We start from the raw sequence: 20,658 nt of genomic DNA on the forward strand, positions 1-20,658 counted from the left end.
CCACACACCAATCGGAGACCGCGATGAGCAAGCATGAAATCCAATCGCCCCTGCCCGGCACGTTTTATCGCAAATCCTCTCCCGATGCGGCCCCATTCAAGGCCGATGGTGATGCGGTGGCGCAAGGCGAGGTGATTGGATTGATTGAAGTGATGAAGACCTTTCACGAGGTCTATGCCGACGCTTCCGGCACCGATATTGTCTTTATCGCCGAAGACAATGAACCAATCATGGCCGGCCAAGTGATTGCCGAGGTCAAGGCATGAGCATTTCGTCCCTTCTCATTGCCAACCGGGGTGAAATTGCGGTGCGCATTATACGCGCAGCAAAAGCAATGGGCATACGCACCGTGCAGGTTCATTCGAGCGCCGACCGCGATATGCTGGCGGTGAAACTGGCAGATCAGGCGGTGGAGATTGGCCCGCCGTCTGCGGCAAAATCCTATCTCAATATTGATGCGGTGATGAAGGCGGCTTTGGAAACCGGCGTGGATGCCGTCCATCCCGGTTATGGTTTTCTGTCGGAGAATGCTGCTTTTGCAAAGGCCGTCACCGATGCCGGGCTGATTTTCATCGGCCCCGACCATGCCGCCATCAGCCTGCTGGGCGATAAGGTCGAGGCCCGCAAGGTGGCCATGAAGGCGGGCGTGCCCACCGTTCCCGGTTCCAATGGCCGAGTGGATGATCTTGATCTCGCCCGCTCTCTCGTCGCCGAGATCGGCTTTCCGGTGATGATCAAGGCGGCAGCCGGTGGTGGTGGTCGGGGTATTCGCATTGCTGAAAACATGGAGGAATTTGAGCGGCATTTCCCGCAAGCCTCCACAGAAGCCCTGGCCGCTTTTGGCGATGGTGGCTTGTATATTGAAAAGGTCATCACCCGCGCCCGCCATGTCGAGGTGCAGATTTTGGGCGATGGCACCAACGCCATCCACTGTTTTGAGCGTGAATGCTCGCTGCAACGCCGCCGCCAAAAGGTCTGGGAAGAAGGGCCATCCGTGACCCTGCCCGCTGATGCCCGCAAAAGCCTGGTTGAGAGCGCTGTGGCCCTGGCAAAATCCGTGAACTATCGTGGCGCTGGCACGGTGGAATATCTCTACGACGAGCAGAGCGGCGCATTTTACTTCATTGAGGTCAACACCCGCATTCAGGTTGAGCATCCGGTGACAGAAATGATCACCGGCATTGATCTGGTGCAGGAAATGATCCGGGTGGCGGGTGGAGCATCCCTCTCCATTACGCAAGACGATGTAAAAGTGCGTGGCCATGCCATCGAATGCCGCATCAATGCCGAAGACCCGACGCGGGGCTTTTTGCCGGGACCAGGGCTGATCACCAGTCTGACAATTCCCGAAGGCGATGGCATTCGTTTTGATACCATGCTGTATGAAGGCTATACGGTTCCGCCTTTTTATGACTCGCTGCTGGGCAAGCTGATTGTCTGGGCAGACAGCCGTGAGGCCTGCCTTCTGAAGCTTGCGGATGCGCTGGACGGGCTAACAATCGGCGGCATTGCCACAACCATTCCCCTGCATCAGGCGTTGGTTCGGGATGCTTCCGTCAAAGCCGCAGATGTCCACACCCGTTTTCTGGAGCCCTGGCTGGAAAGTGTATTTCCAACAGTGGTTGCCTCAAGGAAGGAGAGTGCCTGATGCCCATGCGCTACACATTTGGCGGCGATGAACATCTCTTTGTGGAATGCAGCGAAGAGATGTCGCTGGAAGCCTTCTTCAATTCGCTCTCGATGACCAACGGCATCAAACAGGCCGACATCAAGGGCGTCACCGAAATTTGCCCGGCCAATGCCTCGCTCCAGATCAAGTTTGACCCCGATATCATCCATCCAAATGATGTTTTGAAAGAGGTGCAAGCCATTGAAGTGGCCGCCGCCAAGGCCGAGCCGGTGATTACCACGCGCATTGTCGAGATTCCGGTGTTTTACAATGACCCTTGGACCCATGAAACCTTGATGCGCTTTCGCGAGCGCCATCAGGACCCCAGCGGCACCGATCTGGACTATGCATCGCGCATCAACAATTACAGCTCTGTAGATGATTTCATTGCCGCCCATTCGGGCTCGCCATGGTTTGTCTCCATGGTCGGTTTCGTCTCTGGGCTGCCGTTCATGTATCAAATGGTCGAGCGCCAGCGGCAGATCGAAGTGCCCAAATACCTGCGGCCTCGCACCGATACGCCGAGGCTGACGGTGGGCCACGGTGGTTGCTTTGGCTGCATCTATTCGGTGCGCGGCGCGGGTGGCTATCAGATGTTCGGCATCACCCCGATGCCGATTTATGATCCGACGCAGACCACCTCCTACCTCAAGGATTTCATGGTGTTCTTCCGTCCCGGCGATATTGTGAAGTTCAAGCCGGTCGATCGCGATGGTTATGATCAGGCGGTGGAAGAGGTCGATAAGGGGCAATTTGTTCCGCCAATCCGCGAGGTCTCGTTTGATCTGCGTGAGTTTCAAAAAGACATTGATGGTTATAACGCCAAGCTGGAGGGCCTGCTCCATGGCCATTAAGGTTATTCATCCCGGACTTGCCACCTCGGTTCAGGATCTGGGCCGTCCCGGTTACTTTCACCTTGGCATTCCGCTGGGCGGTGCCATGGACCGGCTGGCGCTGAAAGCCGCCAATCTCTTGGTGGGCAATGCGGAAGGGGCGGCCGGTCTTGAAGCCGTGTTTCTTGGCCCCAAGCTGGAATTCACACGCGATACCATGGTGGCGGTGACCGGAGCAGACATGCCCATCAAGCTGGATGGCGAAGAAAGGCCCGGCTGGACGGCTTTCAAGGTCAAGGCGGGACAATTATTGTCGTTCGAATTTCTGAAAAAGGGTGCGCGGATTTACATCGCCGTGTCTGGCGGCATTGATGTGCCATTAGCCTTGGGGTCGCGCTCCACCTATGCCATTGGTGCGCTGGGTGGTTTCAAGGGCCGCCCGCTGGCGATCGGTGATGAATTGCCGGTTGGCGAGATAGCCTTTTCTGAAGAAGGCAAAAGCATTCCACCAGAGCTTCGCCGTCACCCCGGAAAGCCAGCCGAATTGCGCGTGTTGCCGGGGCTGTACTGGGATCGGATCACCGAAGAATCGGGCCGTAACTTTTTTGAAGACGAGTGGAAAGTCGCCCCCGAAGCGGACCGCATGGGCTATCGCTTCCGGGGTGGGCGCAAGCTGGATTTTGTGCCACGCACGCCGCCCTTTGGCGCGGGCTCCGATCCATCCAATATCGTCGATAGCTGCTACCCTTATGGCTCCATTCAGGTGCCGGGCGGCACGGAGCCGATTATTCTGCACCGCGATGCCGTTTCCGGCGGTGGCTATTTCATGGTCGGCACGGTGATTTCGGCAGATATGGACCTGATCGGCCAATTGCAGCCGCACACGCCAACCCACTTTGTCAAAGTGGATATGGAAACGGCACTGGCGGCGAGAAAAGAGCGCCATGCGCTGATCAATCAAATCCGCAGCCTGTTTTCACCAACCCGTTGAGGCTATCATGGGCAGATCGCTAGCATCATTCCTGAACACGGGTCAGATAGGGAGCGATTTCGCTTGGGTCCGGTATAATGGCAATGATTTTCATCTGGGCAATGGTGCGGTTCATGGCCGCTTCCAGATGGGTCTGATGCATGGCGGCGGCAGCCGCCGTGGCACCACGGGTCAGCAGCTCCACAATCAGGCGCAACTCGGTCATGGTGCCAAGGTCGCCGGGCAGACCCAGGCGACCCAAAAGGCTCTCAATGGCCGTGACAGGCAGAAGATTGTTGCGGATCAATTCCTGCAAACGCTCGTTGGGCGTAGACAGCAGACAGGTTTCAATAAAGCAATCGTGCGCGGCCCGCATCTGGTCGACAACATCGGCTCCAACGCTTTTTTCGAGCACCATCAAGCGCTGCAACAAGTGCAAAAGTGCATCCTCGTCAATCAAAGGGGCGGCCGACACCAGCGCCTGCGGCTCCAGCATGCCGCGCAGCACAAAATGATCCTTCACGGTTTGCGCGGTCAAGGGACCGGCAATCCAATGAGAGCTTTGGTTTTTACGCACCAGTCCCCGTTCGCTGAGGCGAGTCAAAACATCGCGCACCACGGTCCGACTGACGTGGAAATGGCTGGCCAGCTCTGCCTCAATCATCCGGTATTGGCCAAACACCACACAGCCCGCCACGTCGCTTTCAACGCGGTCGTGAATGCGCTCCCAGGAGGAACGGCTTTGCAAGGCATTGTCGGCATCATCCGGCACACTCAGGCCAAGGGTGCGAATATCCTGACGGTCTGGTTCAATGCCCTGATCCGCCGGGCCAACAAGATAACCCCGACCATTGAAGCGATGCACCAACCCATCGGCTTCCAGCGCTTGCAATGCACGCTGCACGGGCGCGCGGGAAATCTGCAAGATCTCGGCAATATGCCCTTCCAGCAACACCAGCCCATTGGGCAGCGTTCCTTGCGCAATATTGGCGCGCAGAACCTCCTCGGCAATTTCATAGCGGCGTTGGGTGCGCGTGGCGTGCATAGGGCGATGTTGATCCTGTGGTCTCTATCCTGCCTGTTTACTGTGACTCGGCATCAAAGGCCTAGTGCCAAATAAAATGAATATTGCGTACAATTTCATATAATTTCAAGATGGACGACACCACCTAACGTAAACCGCAGCGCCCGACCTTCGCTGCACTCTGGCGAACACGGAGGTAAAATGCAATTTTAAGGCATTTTACCGTCCACCAGCCGTGCAGCAACAGCACGAGATTAGATAACAACAATCAAAGACCCTAAAAATTTGGGGAATTTGCAAAAACAATAAAAAGAATATTGAATACAAAAATCATTTATGCAATGATTTGTGTGCATCACGACAATAGAAACGTGAGCGGCGGAACATTTTAAAAGTGCCCCTTCATTCTCCCCTGTCATGCGTCATCACACCAATGAGGCAGACAACGGGCCGTGCGCGCTTGATGGCGCAGGTACGGCAGGATGAGTTGGCCAAAACTGGCAGGATTCGCTGTGACATCAGTGCTTGAGCTTACCGGTCTTGTGAAAACCTACGGCGACACCCGGGCGCTGGATGGGTTGAGTGTGTCACTCCCCGAGAACCAGTATATTTCTCTTCTGGGGCCAAGCGGCTCTGGCAAAACCACCCTGTTGCGGGTGATTGCGGGCTTTGAAAAGCTTGAAAGCGGCGCAATTCGTTTTGCTGGCAGCCAAATCAATGCCACACCGCCGCACCGGCGTGGCATTGGCTTTGTGTTTCAAAACTTTGCGCTTTTTCCCCATCTCACCGTGCAGGAAAACATTGCCTTTGGTCTCGCCAATCGGGAGGCTGACGCGCTGACCGATGCCCGCGAAATATCCGATCGGGTGCGCAGCATTATCGATCTCGTCGGGCTGTCCGGTCTTGAAACCCGTGCCGTCACGCAGATTTCCGGCGGACAAAAACAACGTGTGGCCCTCGCCCGCACGTTGGTGACAGAGCCGAAAATGGTGCTGCTGGATGAGCCGCTGGGTGCGCTGGATGCCAATTTGCGCAGCCGCATGCGCCACGAATTGCGCGAAATTCGCGAGCGCTGCGGCGTCACCTTTCTGCATGTCACCGGCAGCGAAACAGAAGCTTTGGCCATGGGCGATACGGTTCTGGTGCTGGATCGTGGCCGCATTGCTCAAAAAGACAAATCTGATGCGGTCTACAGCCGCCCGATCTCGGCCGATGTGGCGCGTTTTCTCAATTGTTACAATCTCTTCTCTGGCCGTATTGAGGGCGATGCACTGATAACCGCAGTCGGCACTCTGCCCCTGGCCGGTTTGCGCCAACCTGCCGCCTCACCCGCCTACGCCATCCGCCACGATCGCATTTCCGTTTGCGCCCTATCGGAACAGGCGCAACCCGATGAGGTTCGCCCCGACGAGGTTCGCATTGAAGGCCGCTTTCTGGCCGAGGAATACACTGGCTCGGCGATCTATTCGTTCTTCGCGCTCGATGACGGCGCGGTGTTTGAAGTGGAAACCCATCTCAGCCATCGCAGCCGCCAGACGCTGGAGCCGCAAAGCCGTTATGCGCTGGTCTGGAAAAAGGAAGACGCCCTTGTTTATGCCTGATCCTGCCGCACCCATCACCTTTTATCAGGGGAGCCGCGCCCAATGAGCACAATCGTCACCGATGAGCCCGCTGTTGTCAGCGTGGCAGCGAAATCATTCCCCAAAACCATGCTTCTAGTGCTTCCCGGCGTCATATGGATGCTGCTGTTTCTGGTGCTGCCGATGGCGATGATGGTCTATGTGTCGTTTTGGACCCAGACCACCTTCAAGATCGAGCCGACGCTCACCCTGCAAAGCTGGATCACCTTTTTCTCCAGTGACACCTATATGGGCGCGCTGTGGACCACGGTGCGGATCTGGCTGATTGTGCTGGCGGCAACCCTTGTGGTTGGCTATCCGACAGCGCTTTTCGTGGGCCTGTTTGTCAAAAACAAAACGCTGCAAACCGTGCTGCTGGTGCTCTGCGTTATCCCGTTCTGGACCTCGTTTCTGATCCGTGTTTTGGCGTGGCGGCCCATGCTGGGCAAGGAAGGTGCCATCAATATTATCCTGATGAAACTGGGCATGATAACCCACCCCATCGAAGTGCTGCTGTTTTCCGAACTTTCAGTCATCATTGGCATGACGCAGATCTATTGCGTCTTCATGGTCGGTCCCATTGCCTTCATGATGGGCCGGATTGATCCTGCCATTATTGAGGCAGCACAGGATCTGGGAGCCAGTTTCTGGCGCATTTTCCGCACCATCATTCTGCCCATGTCCATGCCGGGCGTGGTGGTCGGCTCCATTTTCGTCTCCGTCATGGTGCTGGGTGAATTTGCAACCTCGTCGGCGCTGTCTGGCCGCAAGGTCAATCTGCTGGGCAATATCATTGTCACCCAGGTCGGCTCATTGAAATGGGCGTTTGCGGCGGTGGCGGGCGTTGTTCTCACCCTGCTGATGGGCCTTGTGGTGGCCGCTCTCCTGCGCGTCGTTGATCTCAGAAGGGAGCTTTAAGATGAACTCCGGCGGTGTCAAATTCGGCCTTGGCGTTTATACTGGCCTGTTTCTGGTGTTTCTCTACGGCCCTTTGGTGGTGCTGGCGATCCTGTCGTTTCAGGCGGGGCCAGATGGCGGGCCACAGTTTCCGATCATTGAATGGTCGGTCTATTGGTACAAGCACCTGTTTGGCCTCACTCCGCCATCGCGCGTGGCACCGTTGCCGATCAATGATGCGCTGGTGCGCTCCGTGGTGCTGGCGGGCCTGACCATGATTGTCTCCACCGTGCTGGGTGTTTTGTCGGCGCAGGCCTTTCGCAGCCGGTTCAAAGGCTCCGGCTTCGTGTTCTACCTGATTGTTCTGGGCATGATGGTGCCGGGCGTGCTGGTGGGTCTGGGCATGGCGCTGGTGGCCAACAGCTTTGGCATTGATCGCCATTGGTGGAGCACAGCCTTTGTGCTGCATGTGGTCTATACCTTCCCCTTCGCCTTTCTGGTGATGCTGGCGATTTTCAATCGCTTTGATCCCAGCGTGGAAGAAGCCGCATGGTCCTTGGGCGTCACCCCGGCCCGCACCTTTCGCAAAATCACCTTTCCGCTGATCTTTCCCGGTGTGCTTTCAGCCATGCTGTTCGCCTTCACACTGTCTTATGATGAGTTTTCGCGCACCCTGTTTGCCTCCGGACGCGATCTGACCTTGCCGCTGGCAATTTACGGCACGTTTTCGGTGGAGGTTCACCCCAATGTCTTTGCCTTTGGTGTGCTGACCACGCTGTTTTCTTTTGCGCTGCTTGGAACCTATGCCGTGCTGATGGGTCTGTCCGTGCGCCGCGCCAAGCGCATTGCCGTGCAGGAGGAGGTGTAACATGAAGATCACTCCCACTTCCACCATTGTCACAGGGGCTGGCTCCGGCATTGGCCGTGCCATTGCGCTCAGGCTGGCTCAAGATGGCCATGCTGTTTTGGTCAACGACCTCTCCTTGGACAGTGCCGAGGCGGTGGCCGATGAAATACAAAGCTTAGGCGGCACAGCAGCTTTTGCGGCGGGCGATGTCTCCAGTGAAAGCGATGTTGCCGCCATTGTTGCAAGCGCTGTTTCCAACCATGGCCCGGTTGGGCTTTTGGTGAACAATGCAGGTATTGTTCACCAGAGCCTGTTGGAAAACATGGCACTTGCGGATTTTGACCGAATGTTTGCCGTTCATGTGCGCGGCAACTTTCTCATGACCCGCGCAGTCCTGCCTTCCATGCTGGAAAGCCAAAAAGGCGTGATCATCAACATCGCCTCCCAACTCGGCCAGATCGGCGGAGTTGAGCTTGTGCATTACTCCGGCGCAAAGGCCGCCATCATTGGCATGACCAAAGCCTTGGCGCGCGAAGTCTCTGCGCGTGGCGTGCGGGTCAATGCCGTTGCCCCCGGCCCGGTCAACACACCGCTGGTGATGGCAATTTCCGAAGACTGGCGCAGCGCCAAGAAAGCCGAACTGCCCTTGGGCCGCTTTGGCGAGCCGGAAGAGGTGGCGTCTACCGTGTCGTTTCTCGCCTCCGATGAGGCGGCGCTGTTTGTGGGGCAAACGCTTGGGCCAAATTCAGGCGATGTGATGCTGTGACAGGAAAGGGTGAAACCATGGACAATCAGGCAAAGCGGGTGGTGATCGTCACGGGTGCCGGGATCGGCATTGGCGCTGCAACGGCCATGGCCCTTGGCGCACTTGGGGACCATGTGGTGGTCACGGATATTCTCGTCAGCGAAGGTGAGGCGGTAGCGCACGCTATTCGCGCCACTGGTGGCTCTGCCGAGTTCCACGCCTACGATGTGCGCTCCACCGATGCAACAGACGCACTGGTGCAAGACATTGAGGCGCGTCATGGCCGCATTGATGTGGTGGTGGCCAATGCTGGCATTGCCCACCGCACGCCGCTTGCGCAATTGACAGACGAAAAATGGGATATGACCTTTAACATTGATTTAAAGGGTATTTTCCGTCTCACCCGCGCAGCTGCTCCCGGCATGCGGGCCCGCAAAACTGGATCAATCATCGCTCTCTCCTCCATCATGGGCGTCGCCTATGGCTGGGATGAGCATGTGCATTATTCAGCGGCCAAGGCAGGTGTTGTCGGGCTGGTGCGCGGTCTTGCGGTCGAGCTGGCCCGCGATGGCGTACGGGTGAATGGCCTTGCGCCGGGCTATATCCGCACTGCGCAACTGCTCTCTGAAGAAAACTCACTTGGCCCGACTGGGGCGGAAAAAGCCGCCGAATTCATTCCCATGGGTCGGCTTGGCACGCCAGAAGACATTGCCGATGTTATCGCCTTTCTCGCCTCAAATGCGGCCCGCTACATGACCGGCCAGGTGCTGGTGGTGGATGGCGGCCTGCTGGTGGGGCGCTACTAAAACTCAAGCTCGGCAAAGACCGGGCATCAAAAAGAAAATGTCGGGAACCTATCAACACTGGAGAAGAGACATGTCATTCAAAGAGCTTAATCGTCGCTCGCTGCTGAAGCGCTCAACCGGCGCAATCGCGCTGGCCATGGGCGCTGGCTCGCCCTTTCTGTCATCAGGCAAGGCCTATGCGCAAGCCTCGAAACTGGCCAGCGAGCAACTGCGCACCATCGGCCTATCGGTGACAGTGCAAGAGCGCATTCTGGCCGATTTCAAAAAGGCCTCGGGCGTCGGTGCCACCTCCGGCACCGCGGCAACCTTCCCCGATGCGCAGACAAAAATCCTGTCCGGCTCCAAGGATTATGATTGCTGGGAAATCATCGCCGAGCGCCTGCCATCGATTGTCATGACCAACAATGTCGAGACCATTCCTGCCGCATCGATGAAAAACTGGGCCAATATCCGCGACACTTTCACCAAACCTTCAGACAAGTGGGATCGTAAGGCGCAGATCGTTGGCCAAATCTGGGCCGATGAAGCGCAGACCACACTCAACATGGTGCCCGCCGTCTATAACTATGACTCGATTGGCTATAACCCGGATGTTCTGTCTGCCGAAGAAGCCAACACCTGGACGGCGATTTTCGACAAAAAATGGAAGGGCAAATCCGGCCTCAACACTGACCCGCTGATTGCCTTTGGCCAAGCCATTATGGCCATGAACACGCTGGGTCTGCTGAATGTCAAAAACCCTGGAAACCCCAGCGCCAAGGAAATTGACGAGGCCGCCGCCTTCCTGATTTCCAAAAAGAAGGACGGGCAGTTCCGCGCCCTCTGGGGCGATTTCGGCGAGTTGGTCAACCTGATGGCCTCTGGCGAAATGGTGGTGTGCGATGCCTGGCAGCCTGCCGTGATGGCCGTGAAAGCCCAAGGCAAGCCGTGCAAATATGCGGTTCCCAAGGAAGGTTATCGCGCCTGGGCCATTGGCCCTGCCATGATTGCCGGAACCCCCAACAAGGATGCGGTAGCCGCCTATGCCGATTATTGGCTGTCCGGCGAGCCGGGCATTGCGGTGTCAGAACAGGGCTATTACTCGCCCTCCACCAACATCAAAAATGTCATGGCACCGGAAAAATACGGCTTCTGGTACGAGGGCAAACCTTGGATGGGCAAGGAAGATCGCGGCATCAAGGAAGGCGATTTGCGCGATGGCGGCTCGCTGGAAGAGCGCGCCAAGCACGTCGCCTATTGGCACCAGTGGCCTGATGAATACGACCATCTGGTGCAAAAGTGGGATGAATTCCTGAACGCCTGATCCGATCCCGTTGTGACCGGAAGGTGTTTCTTCCGGTCACAAACTCCCAGTCTCTCGGAGCTTATCGATGATTTATGACCTCGAACTGATCAATGTCGGCAAGGTTTATGACAACGGCACCACGGCTGTGAGCGAATTCAGCCTTGCGGTCAACAAGGGCGAATTCATTGCCTTTCTCGGCCCTTCCGGCTGCGGCAAAACCACGACCTTGCGGATGATTGCAGGCTTTGAGGGTATTTCATCAGGCGACATGATGATCAAGGGCGTGCGGATGAATGACATCGCCCCCGAACAACGCCCGACAGCGACGATTTTCCAAAACTATGCGCTGTTTCCCCACATGAGCGTGCGGCGCAATGTTGCCTATGGGCTGGATGTCAAAGGTATGCCGAAACGCGAGCGTGACACCAAAGTGGAGCGCATTCTGGCAACGCTGGGCATTGAAGATATTGCCGAGCGCAAGCCCGACAAGCTCTCCGGCGGCCAGCGCCAGCGCGTGGCTTTGGCCCGTGGGCTGGTGATTGAGCCGGATATTCTGCTGCTGGATGAGCCACTCGGCGCGTTGGATGCAAACCTCAGAAAAGCCATCCAGAATGAGTTGAAGCTGCTGCAACGGACCTTGGGCGTGACCTTCATTTTCGTCACGCACGCGCAATCCGAGGCCCTGGCGCTCTCAGACCGGGTGGTGGTGATGAACCAAGGCCGTGTTGAGCAGATCAGCCCGCCCTATGAACTTTACACCCGGCCCAACACGCCCTTTGTGGCGCAGTTCATTGGCCGCAACACAATTTTCAAGGGACAGGTTCGCTCCGAACAAGCTGACCTTCGCCATGTTGAAACCGATGTCGGCCTTTTGGGCGGGCTTGCCAACGGTGCGGCCCCTTCCGGCAGCCGGGTCAATCTTGTGGTGCCTGCCGAAGCCATCGAGGCGCACAATGCCGAGCATACCAGCAGAGAGCAGATCGCTTTCGCCAATGATGGCAATGCCATTGATGCGATGATCACCCGAAGCGACATTGTTGGCCATATCGCCCATATGTCGGCAAGCCTTGAGGATGGGCGGGTGATCTCGCTCGAAGCCCATAGCGAGAAATATCAGGGCCGGAATTTCCGTCCCGGCTCAAAGGTGGTGCTGTCGTGGAAGGCAGCGGATGCCACCGTTATTCCAGCCCATTAACTCGAAGAAATTCAAAAAGGAGAAACACCATGGCAAAGGAAATTTTTTGCAGCTTCGGCATTGATGTGGATGCTGTTGCCGGCTGGCTTGGCTCTTACGGCGGTGAGGATTCGCCAGACGATATTTCCCGTGGTCTGTTTGCCGGTGAAGTCGGCGCACCGCGCCTGTTGAAACTGTTCGAGCGCTTTGGCATCAAGACCACATGGTTCATTCCCGGCCATTCCATCGAGACTTTTCCGGAGCAGATGCAGGCCGTGGCCGATGCGGGCCACGAAATTGGCATTCACGGCTATACCCATGAAAACCCGATTGCCATGACCCGCGAACAGGAAACCGAGGTGCTGGACAAGTGCATTGAGCTTGTCACCAAACTTTCGGGCAAGCGCCCGACCGGCTATGTGGCTCCATGGTGGGAATTTTCCAATGTCACCAACGAATTGCTGCTGGAACGCGGCATCAAATACGACCACTCGCTGATGCACAATGACTTCACGCCTTACTATGTACGCGTGGGCGATAGCTGGACCAAGATCGACTACTCCAAAAAGCCATCGGACTGGATGAAGCCGCTGCAACGCGGGCAGGAAACCGATCTGATCGAAATTCCGGCCTCGTGGTATCTCGATGATCTGCCGCCGATGATGTTCATCAAAAAATCGCCCAACAGCCACGGCTTCGTCAATCCGCACGATATTGAGCAGATCTGGCGCGATCAGTTTGACTGGGTCTATCGGGAAATGGATTATGCTGTCTTTCCCATCACCATCCACCCCGATGTCGCAGGCCGCCCGCAGGTGTTGATGATGCTGGAGCGCCTGTTTGCCCATATGAGCAAGCATCCGGGCGTTAAATTTGTCACCATGAATGAAATCGCCGATGATTTCGCCAAGCGCTTTCCGCGCAAGAAGTAACAATAGGCATAACCGGGGCGGCAACCGCCGCCCCGATCTCTTTCAGGAGGCATCACATGTGTTCACTCTGCGGCGCAATCGGTGGAAACGAGCATTGGGCTGATGCGGCCCCGCGCCCCGGCGTTTATACCCGCAATGGTGAGCGCACCGACAGAAGACGCGAACGCCTCAAACGCGTGGCCATTGCCAATCGCGTGCTGGCCGCCTTTGGCCTATCCCTGTCCGATTGGCAGGGCTCGGCCTATCTGCTGTCAAGCCTGACCGGAAAAACGGCCATCATTGATGATCTTGGGCATTTGTGGTCAGAAGCCGAAAAACTCTGCGGTCGGTCCTGTGATCCGCTTGATCCCACTGTCATTGCCCGCATGGAACAGGCTCATGGCTGAGATTCCGCAATTTACACCCGTCAATCTGCTCACAGGCTTTCTCGGCTCTGGCAAAACCACGCTTTTGAAACGGCTTCTCAGTGACCCGGCCCTGTCCGATACCGCCGTGCTGATCAATGAATTTGGCGAGATTGGCCTTGATCATGATCTGGTCGAGCAGGTGGATGGCGATATGGTCATGCTGCAATCGGGCTGTGTCTGCTGTACCATTCGCGGTGATCTGGCCGAAGCATTGCGGGCCTTGCATGAGCGGCGCGAGCGCGGCGCTATGCCCGCCTTTCAGCGGGTGGTGATTGAAAGCACCGGCCTTGCCGACCCCTTCCCCATACTTTCGACGTTGAAAGCCGATTCCGTTCTGCGCCATCATTTTCGCCCTGGCAATGTCATCACCACCGTGGATGCCATCAATGGGTTGGGGCAGTTGCAACGCTATGCCGAGTCCAGCCGCCAGGTGGTGATTGCCGATCAACTGGTGATTACCAAAACCGATATGACCAATACGGCGGATTTTGACCAGTTACTGGCACAACTGGCAAGGCTCAACCCCGACGCCGTGGTGACCTGTGCCGCAGATCAGGGTTTTCAGCCCGCCTCTGTGCTGGATGAAACCATCAACCTGATCAGCGACAGCCTGCAATCGCAAAGCGGATTTTATTGCGATATACCCAATGCGCTTGAGAATGGTGAGAATGGCCACAGTGCTGATTTCCGCTCCTTTGTGGTCACGGTCGATCAGCCGGTGGATTGGACCGCCTTTGGCATTTGGCTCACCATGTTGCTCAACCGCCATGGACAACAGGTTATCCGCGTTAAAGGCATTTTGAATCTTGAGGGAGAAGACCGCCCCGTTGCCATTCACGGCGTGCAGCACCTTGTGCATCCGCCTGTGCATATGGCAGGCTGGCCGTCAGATGATCGGCGCTCACGGCTGGTGTTTATTGTGGACGGATTGGAAACGGAGCTGATCCGGCAATCTTTTGAGGCATTTACAGCATTATGACGCTCTCTAGCCACGTTTTTCCAGCGCCTGCCCTGCACACACAAGGTCGTCCGCGCCTGCGCGTGTTGGGCACAGCCATTTCCCTGCTGGAACAGTTGCGGCTGCGGGCCGAGGAAGACCTCGGCATTGATGTTGTATTTGATAACAACGACTTTCTCACCACCCAGCACAAAGCTGCCCAATCGCCTGACTCTTACGACATTTACGACCAATGTTTCCATAATCTTGATATTGTCTGGTATTGGCGGGCCATTCAGCCCATTTCCATCAAACGCATTGCGCTTTGGGATGAAATTACCGAGCTGACCAAAACAGGTCGTCTTGGCCCCAATGCCCGGTTGGGCCAAGGCGATGCCCCGGTGAAAAAGCTGTTTGTGCAGCCGGATCAATCTTTGGGCGAGCATCCAACCGGGCAGATTTCCATGCTGCCCACCACCCACAACTTCGATAGTTTTGCCTATCGCGACCCCTTGATCAAACATCAGCCGGACGTAACCAGCTGGGCCGCTTTGCTGGATCCGAAATGGGCCGGGCGCGTGGCTCTGGTGGATGAACCCGCCATTGGCATTTTTGATGCGGCCTTGGCCGCAGAAGCCGCCGGGTTGATGAGCTTTAAAAACATCGGCAACATGACCGTGCAGGAAATTGACCAGCTGATGGACATCTTACGAGAGCGAAAGCGCAGCGGTTTTTTCCGCACCTTCTGGCGCACCGCCGAAGATGCCGCAAAGCTTATGGCCGAGGGGCGCACGGATATTCAAAGCATGTGGTCAACGGGGCTTACCCTTTTGAAAGGCCAGGGCGTGCCTGCGCGCCAAGCCGCCCCTGTGGAAGGCTACCGTGCCTGGCATGGTGGCCTATGCATCGCCCGTGGCCTCAGTGGCCGCATGCTGGATGTAGCCTATGACTATCTGAACTGGTGGATTTCCGGCTGGCCCGGAGCCGTCGTGGCACGGCAGGGCTATTATATCTCCACGCCGGAGCGCTCCCGCGCCTATCTCTCTAGAGCCGAATGGGATTACTGGTACGGCGGATTGCCCACAGAGACTGATCTGGTTGGACCAGACGGTGCGGTGTGTATTTTGGCAGGCCAGGCCCGCAGCGGCGGCTCCTATTGGCAACGGGCCAATCGCATTGCAGTGTGGAATACCACAATGGATGAGCATAATTATCTGGTGCGTCGCTGGATGCAATTGATGGCAGAATAGGGTGAGATAGGCATGAGCTATGACAATGCAGGCAAATCCATCGCGCAGCTTGCGGTGCTATTGCAATCGGGCCAACTGGATGCGCGCGCCCTTGCCGAGGAAACGCTCGCTGCCATTGGTGCCTATGATGATCAGACCATTTTCACCCGCCTGACGCCTGAACGGGCGATGATAGAAGCGGGCATCGCCGCCAACCGCATTCGCAATGGCCGCTCTCGCGGCATGCTGGACGGCATTCCCATTGCATGGAAAGACCTGTTTGATCTCAAAGGCATCACCACCACCGCAGGCTCAGTCGTTTTGGCCAATGAGCCACCGGCAGCGCGCGATGCGGCCGTTGTCGCGGCCTTGGCACAGGCTGGCATGGTCTGCGTGGGACAGGTGAATATGAGCGAATTTGCCTTTTCCGGGCTTGGGCTTAACCCACATTATGGCACACCGCGCAATCCCCGCAGCCGTGATGAGGCGCGGATTCCGGGTGGCTCGTCCTCCGGGTCTGCGGTGGCGGTTGCCGCAGGTCTGGTGCCCGTTGCCATTGGCACAGACACGGGCGGATCGATCCGCATTCCCGCCGCCTTCAATGGCATTGTCGGCTATAAGTCCACCTGGGGCCGTTATCAGATGGATGGGGTATTTCCGCTGTCCAAAACACTCGACAGCCTTGGCCCGCTGTGCCGCACCGTTCAGGACGCCATCTGGGTGGATGCCGCCATGCGGGGTTTGACGCAGCCGTCAGTGCGCCGCGCACCGCTTGCGGGTCAGCATTTCGTTGTGCCGGAAACGGTGTTTTTCGATGATGCCGAGGATGGCGTGATTGTCGCATTTGAAGCCGCCCTTGAGACTTTGGTGAAGGCGGGTGCCATTATCCGTCGGCAAAAATTTCCGGTCATTGACGACATTTTCGAGCTGATGCGCAGCCACGGCCCACTGGTGGTGGCCGAAGCCTATGCCCTGCATCAACAACGACTTACCGGGCCACAGGCCTTGCAGATGGACCATCGGGTGGTGGAGAGAACCCGCAAAGGTGAGGCAATCTCCCTGCCACAGTACATCGAGATTCTTGAGCGGCGCAAACAGATGATTGCGCAATTTTCAGCGCAAATTGCCCCCAATGAGTTCATTCTCACCCCCACCCTGCCCCATGTGGCTCCTCCCACGGCACCGCTTCATGCCGACGATGAGTTGTTCGTGAAAACCAATGGCAAGACCCTTCGAAACACCTCCATCGGCAATTTTCTAAACTGGTGCGGTGTCTCGATCCCCTGTGGCGTGGGTAACGCCAACATGCCTATTGGCCTGTTGGTGTCTGGCCTTGCGGGCAGTGATGATGCCCTGCTTGGCCTTTCACTTGCGGTAGAGGATGCCATCATCGCCTAAAGCTTTGAGAGCGTGACCTGCCAATCGGCTCGCTCGATAATCGAGCGGGCCCGCAACAGCTTCCACAACCCGTATTTGCTGAAATCAAACTCCAGCAGGGAGATCTTGTTTTGCAGCATGGACCAAAGAGTCCATTTGATATCGGCCAGAGCTTTATACACCGTCATGCGGTTCATCATACGCTGATCAAACTTGCCGAAATAGGCTTCAATCAACGCGGCCTCGATGGCCTCATCGAAGAACATTTCCGTGCTCCACGCCCCCAGATCATAGCAACGGTCGTTGTTGGAAGAATATTCGTAATCGATCAGCACCAGATGATCATTCGGGTCGAGCAGAAAATTACCGGGCATCGGATCGTTAAAACAGGGCACGAAATCGAGGCCAGATGCCTCAAGCGCCTGCCTTGCCTGCCGATAGGCTGTGATCAATCCGGCTGTTGCGTCCGGCATGGCGGCTGACACTTTTGCAATCTGCTCAAGATGTTCCTCAATCATGTCAAATACAGTTTTGGTCTGCGACAGCGGCGTGCAGGCATGCAGTTTTTGATAGGCTTCAACCACAGCCCCACGCACAGAGGGGCGCAAAAAATCTCGGTTGGACGCGGTGCGATAGCCTTCTACAAACTCGATAATTTCCACACCCTGTGGCGCTTGCAGTTGATGTACGCGCGGGCCAATACCTGCTGCCTCGGCCTTCAGGCTGGCTTCTAATGCCACAGCCCGATTGATAAACATCTCTGTGCCGCGTCCGGGAATTTTGACAAAAAAACTCTTTGGCTCGCCTGTGATCCACACCCGCCAATTGGAATTGCTGATGCCACCACCAACAGGACTGAAGCGGGTTACGCGCCCTTTCCATGCGGGAATCTGATCCAGTACCGTTTCAATGGTCAGCGGCTCGTCGCTTATCTCGATCTGCTCAGACATGGCGTATGATCTCCTGAAAATCCTTGGCAAGAACAGCCATACGGCAGCGGAGCCAGCGCCATTGCCCATATTTGAGAAATTCCAGATGCTGGCGTGGCGATGTTGCATCCATCAACAGGCCCCAGAGCGCCCATTTCAAATCATCGGCAAAGGCGTAGGTAACAATCCGGGCGTGAGATGTGGCACGCACCTGCCCCTCGACGGTTTCAAGAACAGACAGATGTTGTGCCTCATCAAGCGGAAAAATCTCATTGAGAACCAACGCCAGATCAAACAGCGGATCAACATTGCCTGCCTCATCAAAATCGATCAGTTGCAGAGCTCCATCGGGTGCTAGCATGACATTGGATGACACACCATCGGCATGGGCCGGAACACGATCAATACCTGAAGCGACAATTGCCTGATCCAGCGTCTGGGCAAGGGTGAGCATCTCCTCCATCTCCTGCGGCCAGAAAGCGGTCTTGGACCGCGCTTTGACGGCGAGATCGCGGATATCGGAAAACACATTGCGATCAACAGGAAAAGGTGCCAGGCCATGCAACGCGCGCTTGGCCGCCAACAACCGATTGAGACCATCCTCGGTGCTCAATTGATGCAACCTTGCAGGCATCCAGCCATCGCCGAGATAATCCATCACCATGCCACGGCCATCTTTGAGCAGCAGTCTTGGCGCAGGCGTGATGCCAAGGCTGAATGCTGCCTGTGTCATGGCAAAAATGGCGTGTCCATCCGGGCGCTGGGCAAGATCATCATGCCAGATTTTCACAACAAAACGCTGTGTATCGCCAGCCGTGCGCAGCACCCGCGTTTCGGCATCAATCGCCTGATGCAAGGGCGATACGGTGGCCGCAAACGGCGGATCGAGCGTGAACGGCGTACCAAGCCATGCTGCGACCTCTTCCTCATCTGTGCAAATGTCAGAGATCATGTCATCCCCCAAGTGGTGTGTGATGATCCGCAAAGCCGAAAGGCCGCTTCCAATAGCAGGCTGGTTCCGGCATCCATATCGGCATCGTCTGTTGCCTCGGCCTCGTTATGGGAAATGCCGCCAATGCTGGGCACAAACACCAGCGCCGTGGGGCAAATGCCGATCAGGCTGAGGGCATCATGGCCCGCCACGGTATCAAGCCGCATGGGCTGTTGCCCCAGTGACGTGCTACAGCCTTCCAGAAAATCCACCATGGTTTCGGGCATGGTGCGGGCCAGCCGCAGCGAACGGTTTTGGCGGTGCAATGTGACACCTGTGGCCTGCGCCACCGCATCAAATTGGGCTTGCGCAAGCTTTTCGATCTCAATCAGGAAGGTGTCGTCGGGAGAGCGGATTTCCGCCGTCAACTCCACCCGATCCGGGACAACATTGGAAGAATTGGGCGACACCACGATGCGTCCGACAGACGTATGCAGCCTATCCGGGTTGGCATCTGCCAATTGGCGCAAGCCGTCAATCACGCGAGAGGCCGCAAGCAATGCATCGCGGCGCTTGGACATTGGTGTTGGGCCGGTATGGGCCTGCTCGCCTTCAAACACCAGATCCAGCTTGGCCGCACCCCAATTACGCGTGACAAGGCCGATCTGAAGACCTGCTCCCTCCAGCCGTGAACCCTGCTCGGCATGCAACTCCATATAAAAATCGGGGATGGGCGGGCGAGGATCGGTGCCGCGATAACCAATCGCCAAAAGCGCGTCTTCCAGTGTCACACCATCATCATCGCGGCAGGCCAGTGCAAAGGCCTCGGTCAGGTGCCCGGCAAACACACCACTGCCCAGCAGGCTGGGGCGAAAACGGGCACCTTCTTCATTGGTCCAGTTGACCACATAAAAATTGCGCTGAAACCCATGGCCTTGCTGTTTGGCAGCATGGAGCAACTGCCCCACTTCCACTGCGGCCATAACACCCAGCGTGCCATCAATCTTGCCCGCACGCGGCTGGCTGTCCAGATGTGAGCCGATCATCACGGGCGCAAGCGTGTCATCATCGGTCAGTCGAAACAGGCCAAACTGATTGCCAACGGCATCAACCGTCACCTCGGCACCGACGTCTTGCAACAATTTGGTCAGGCGATCCCGCGCCTCGCCGTCTGTGGGCGACGCACAAAGCCGCGAAACACCACCGGCGGGTAGACTGCCGAATTGTGCAAACTCCCGTACCAGATCACCAACACGGCTAGGGCGGACGGAAAACCCCTTAGGGATGCAGGATATCCACCTCATGCCGGGCAAATTCCTGCTGAAACTGCGGCGGCGGTGCCTTGTCGCAGACCACAGTCAGCGGCTCTTCCAGACCGAAGGTTTTCAGATAGGCTTGCCGGTCGAACTTGCCAACATCGGCCAGCATCACCCGGCGTCGGGCGCGGCTGCGCAAGGCTTGGCGCAGGGTGGATTCGTGTTCCTCGTAATCCATCCAGCCCAGCGCGAGATCGCAACCGCCAATGCCCATGAAGGCCATGTCGTAAAAATAGCGTCCGACATAGGCAATGGTTTCGTAGCCCACCAGCGCATTGTCCTTGGTGCGCAAGGTGCCGGGGGTCAGGTTGACCCTCGGCAGGCTTTGCCCGAGCAACAGAGCGATATCCAGCGAATTGGTGGTGACGGTGATGTTTTTGCCTATCAACTGACGCGCAAACGCCAGCGTTGTTGTGCCCGTATCGATAAAAATCGACATGCCATCGGTGAGCAGGGATTGGGCAAGCTCGCCCACCCGCGCCTTGCCGCGCATATTGTGCTTGCCACGCTCGATCAGCGGTTGCTCCTGATCCAGCCGGGGCGGCACCGCGCCGCCATGCACCCGGCGCAACAGGCCGCGCCGCTCCAACTCGGCCAGATCGCGCCGCACGGTTTCTTCCGAAATGCTCAATCCCGTCGCAAGCGTTGCCACGGCAACACGCCCCTGACTGCGCAGGTGGCGCAGGATTTCTTCGTAACGATGCTCTGCCATGCCTGTTCCTTGCCCCCTC

21 protein-coding genes are annotated in these 20,658 nt (G+C 57.0%); 16 read left to right on the plus strand and 5 right to left on the minus strand.

The genetic code is table 11. From position 1 onward, the window contains the following. The first annotated feature begins 23 nt into the window (after positions 1–23). Genes BJF95_RS19810 through BJF95_RS19825 form a run of 4 tightly spaced genes read left to right on the plus strand, consistent with a single transcriptional unit; the run spans position 24 to position 3,493 of the window. A complete protein-coding gene (locus BJF95_RS19810; RefSeq protein WP_075641220.1) occupies positions 24–266 on the plus strand; it encodes an acetyl-CoA carboxylase in 243 nt (80 codons plus the stop codon). Beyond that, positions 263–1,648, plus strand: coding sequence for an acetyl-CoA carboxylase biotin carboxylase subunit (locus tag BJF95_RS19815; RefSeq protein WP_075641221.1), 1,386 nt, complete (start codon positions 263–265; stop codon positions 1,646–1,648). Before BJF95_RS19810 ends, BJF95_RS19815 begins: the two co-directional genes overlap by 4 nt. Beyond that, entirely contained in the window at positions 1,648–2,523 is an 876-nt protein-coding gene (locus BJF95_RS19820; protein ID WP_075641222.1) for a 5-oxoprolinase subunit B family protein, read from the plus strand. Before BJF95_RS19815 ends, BJF95_RS19820 begins: the two co-directional genes overlap by 1 nt. Further along, positions 2,513–3,493, plus strand: coding sequence for a 5-oxoprolinase subunit C family protein (locus BJF95_RS19825; protein ID WP_075641223.1), 981 nt, complete (start codon positions 2,513–2,515; stop codon positions 3,491–3,493). The genes BJF95_RS19820 and BJF95_RS19825 overlap by 11 nt, the downstream gene beginning before the upstream one ends. A 25-nt stretch (positions 3,494–3,518) precedes the next feature. Here the strand turns inward: BJF95_RS19825 and BJF95_RS19830 are convergent, their stop codons facing one another. Then, complete coding sequence (locus BJF95_RS19830; protein WP_075641224.1) at positions 3,519–4,517, minus strand: GntR family transcriptional regulator; 999 nt, start codon at positions 4,515–4,517, stop codon at positions 3,519–3,521. Between the two features lie 491 nt (positions 4,518–5,008). Between BJF95_RS19830 and BJF95_RS19835 the strand changes: the two genes are divergently transcribed. From BJF95_RS19835 to BJF95_RS19890, 12 genes are all read left to right on the plus strand, one after another. Beyond that, positions 5,009–6,097, plus strand: a complete 1,089-nt coding sequence (locus BJF95_RS19835) for an ABC transporter ATP-binding protein (protein ID WP_075641256.1) — start codon at positions 5,009–5,011, stop codon at positions 6,095–6,097. 42 nt (positions 6,098–6,139) lie between these two features. Next, a complete protein-coding gene (locus BJF95_RS19840) occupies positions 6,140–7,033 on the plus strand; it encodes an ABC transporter permease (RefSeq protein WP_075641225.1) in 894 nt (297 codons plus the stop codon). Position 7,034: 1 nt separating this feature from the next. Beyond that, a complete protein-coding gene (locus BJF95_RS19845) occupies positions 7,035–7,880 on the plus strand; it encodes an ABC transporter permease (protein ID WP_075641226.1) in 846 nt (281 codons plus the stop codon). A gap of 1 nt (position 7,881) precedes the next feature. Continuing rightward, positions 7,882–8,625 (plus strand): SDR family NAD(P)-dependent oxidoreductase, encoded by a 744-nt coding sequence (locus BJF95_RS19850; RefSeq protein ID WP_075641227.1) that lies wholly within the window; start codon positions 7,882–7,884, stop codon positions 8,623–8,625. 17 nt (positions 8,626–8,642) lie between these two features. After that, the gene (locus BJF95_RS19855; protein WP_075641228.1) at positions 8,643–9,410 is read left to right on the plus strand and encodes an SDR family NAD(P)-dependent oxidoreductase; all 768 of its coding nucleotides are present in this window, start codon (positions 8,643–8,645) and stop codon (positions 9,408–9,410) included. A gap of 70 nt (positions 9,411–9,480) precedes the next feature. Then, positions 9,481–10,713 carry an ABC transporter substrate-binding protein gene (locus BJF95_RS19860; protein WP_075641229.1) on the plus strand — a complete coding sequence of 411 codons (1,233 nt, stop codon included), beginning with the start codon at positions 9,481–9,483 and terminating at the stop codon, positions 10,711–10,713. A gap of 67 nt (positions 10,714–10,780) precedes the next feature. Further along, complete coding sequence (locus BJF95_RS19865; RefSeq protein ID WP_075641230.1) at positions 10,781–11,890, plus strand: ABC transporter ATP-binding protein; 1,110 nt, start codon at positions 10,781–10,783, stop codon at positions 11,888–11,890. Positions 11,891–11,919: 29 nt separating this feature from the next. Continuing rightward, positions 11,920–12,801, plus strand: a complete 882-nt coding sequence (locus BJF95_RS19870; RefSeq protein ID WP_075641231.1) for a polysaccharide deacetylase family protein — start codon at positions 11,920–11,922, stop codon at positions 12,799–12,801. A 56-nt stretch (positions 12,802–12,857) separates the two neighbouring features. Continuing rightward, on the plus strand, positions 12,858–13,187 hold the full coding sequence (locus tag BJF95_RS19875; RefSeq protein ID WP_075641232.1) for a hypothetical protein: 330 nt from the start codon (positions 12,858–12,860) through the stop codon (positions 13,185–13,187). After that, positions 13,180–14,187, plus strand: a complete 1,008-nt coding sequence (locus tag BJF95_RS19880) for a CobW family GTP-binding protein (protein ID WP_075641233.1) — start codon at positions 13,180–13,182, stop codon at positions 14,185–14,187. Before BJF95_RS19875 ends, BJF95_RS19880 begins: the two co-directional genes overlap by 8 nt. Beyond that, positions 14,184–15,395 carry an ABC transporter substrate-binding protein gene (locus BJF95_RS19885; RefSeq protein ID WP_075641234.1) on the plus strand — a complete coding sequence of 404 codons (1,212 nt, stop codon included), beginning with the start codon at positions 14,184–14,186 and terminating at the stop codon, positions 15,393–15,395. Before BJF95_RS19880 ends, BJF95_RS19885 begins: the two co-directional genes overlap by 4 nt. 12 nt (positions 15,396–15,407) lie before the next feature. Further along, complete coding sequence (locus BJF95_RS19890) at positions 15,408–16,772, plus strand: amidase (RefSeq protein ID WP_075641235.1); 1,365 nt, start codon at positions 15,408–15,410, stop codon at positions 16,770–16,772. Here the strand turns inward: BJF95_RS19890 and BJF95_RS19895 are convergent. The 4 genes from BJF95_RS19895 to BJF95_RS19910 are packed head-to-tail and all read right to left on the minus strand — an operon-like array spanning position 16,769 to position 20,639. Beyond that, positions 16,769–17,701, minus strand: coding sequence for a phosphotransferase (locus BJF95_RS19895; RefSeq protein WP_075641236.1), 933 nt, complete (start codon positions 17,699–17,701; stop codon positions 16,769–16,771). The genes BJF95_RS19890 and BJF95_RS19895 overlap by 4 nt on opposite strands. Next, entirely contained in the window at positions 17,694–18,632 is a 939-nt protein-coding gene (locus tag BJF95_RS19900) for a phosphotransferase (protein WP_075641237.1), read from the minus strand. Before BJF95_RS19900 ends, BJF95_RS19895 begins: the two co-directional genes overlap by 8 nt. Further along, a complete protein-coding gene (locus BJF95_RS19905) occupies positions 18,629–19,915 on the minus strand; it encodes a M20 family metallo-hydrolase (protein WP_083638926.1) in 1,287 nt (428 codons plus the stop codon). Before BJF95_RS19905 ends, BJF95_RS19900 begins: the two co-directional genes overlap by 4 nt. Then, positions 19,890–20,639: a DeoR/GlpR family DNA-binding transcription regulator gene (locus tag BJF95_RS19910; protein ID WP_075641238.1), complete on the minus strand. Its 750-nt coding sequence runs from the start codon at positions 20,637–20,639 to the stop codon at positions 19,890–19,892. The genes BJF95_RS19905 and BJF95_RS19910 overlap by 26 nt, the downstream gene beginning before the upstream one ends. Between the last annotated feature and the right edge of the window lie 19 nt (positions 20,640–20,658).

Origin of the sequence: Rhizobium oryziradicis, assembly GCF_001939045.1 — a bacterium.
GTDB lineage: Bacteria > Pseudomonadota > Alphaproteobacteria > Rhizobiales > Rhizobiaceae > Allorhizobium > Allorhizobium oryziradicis.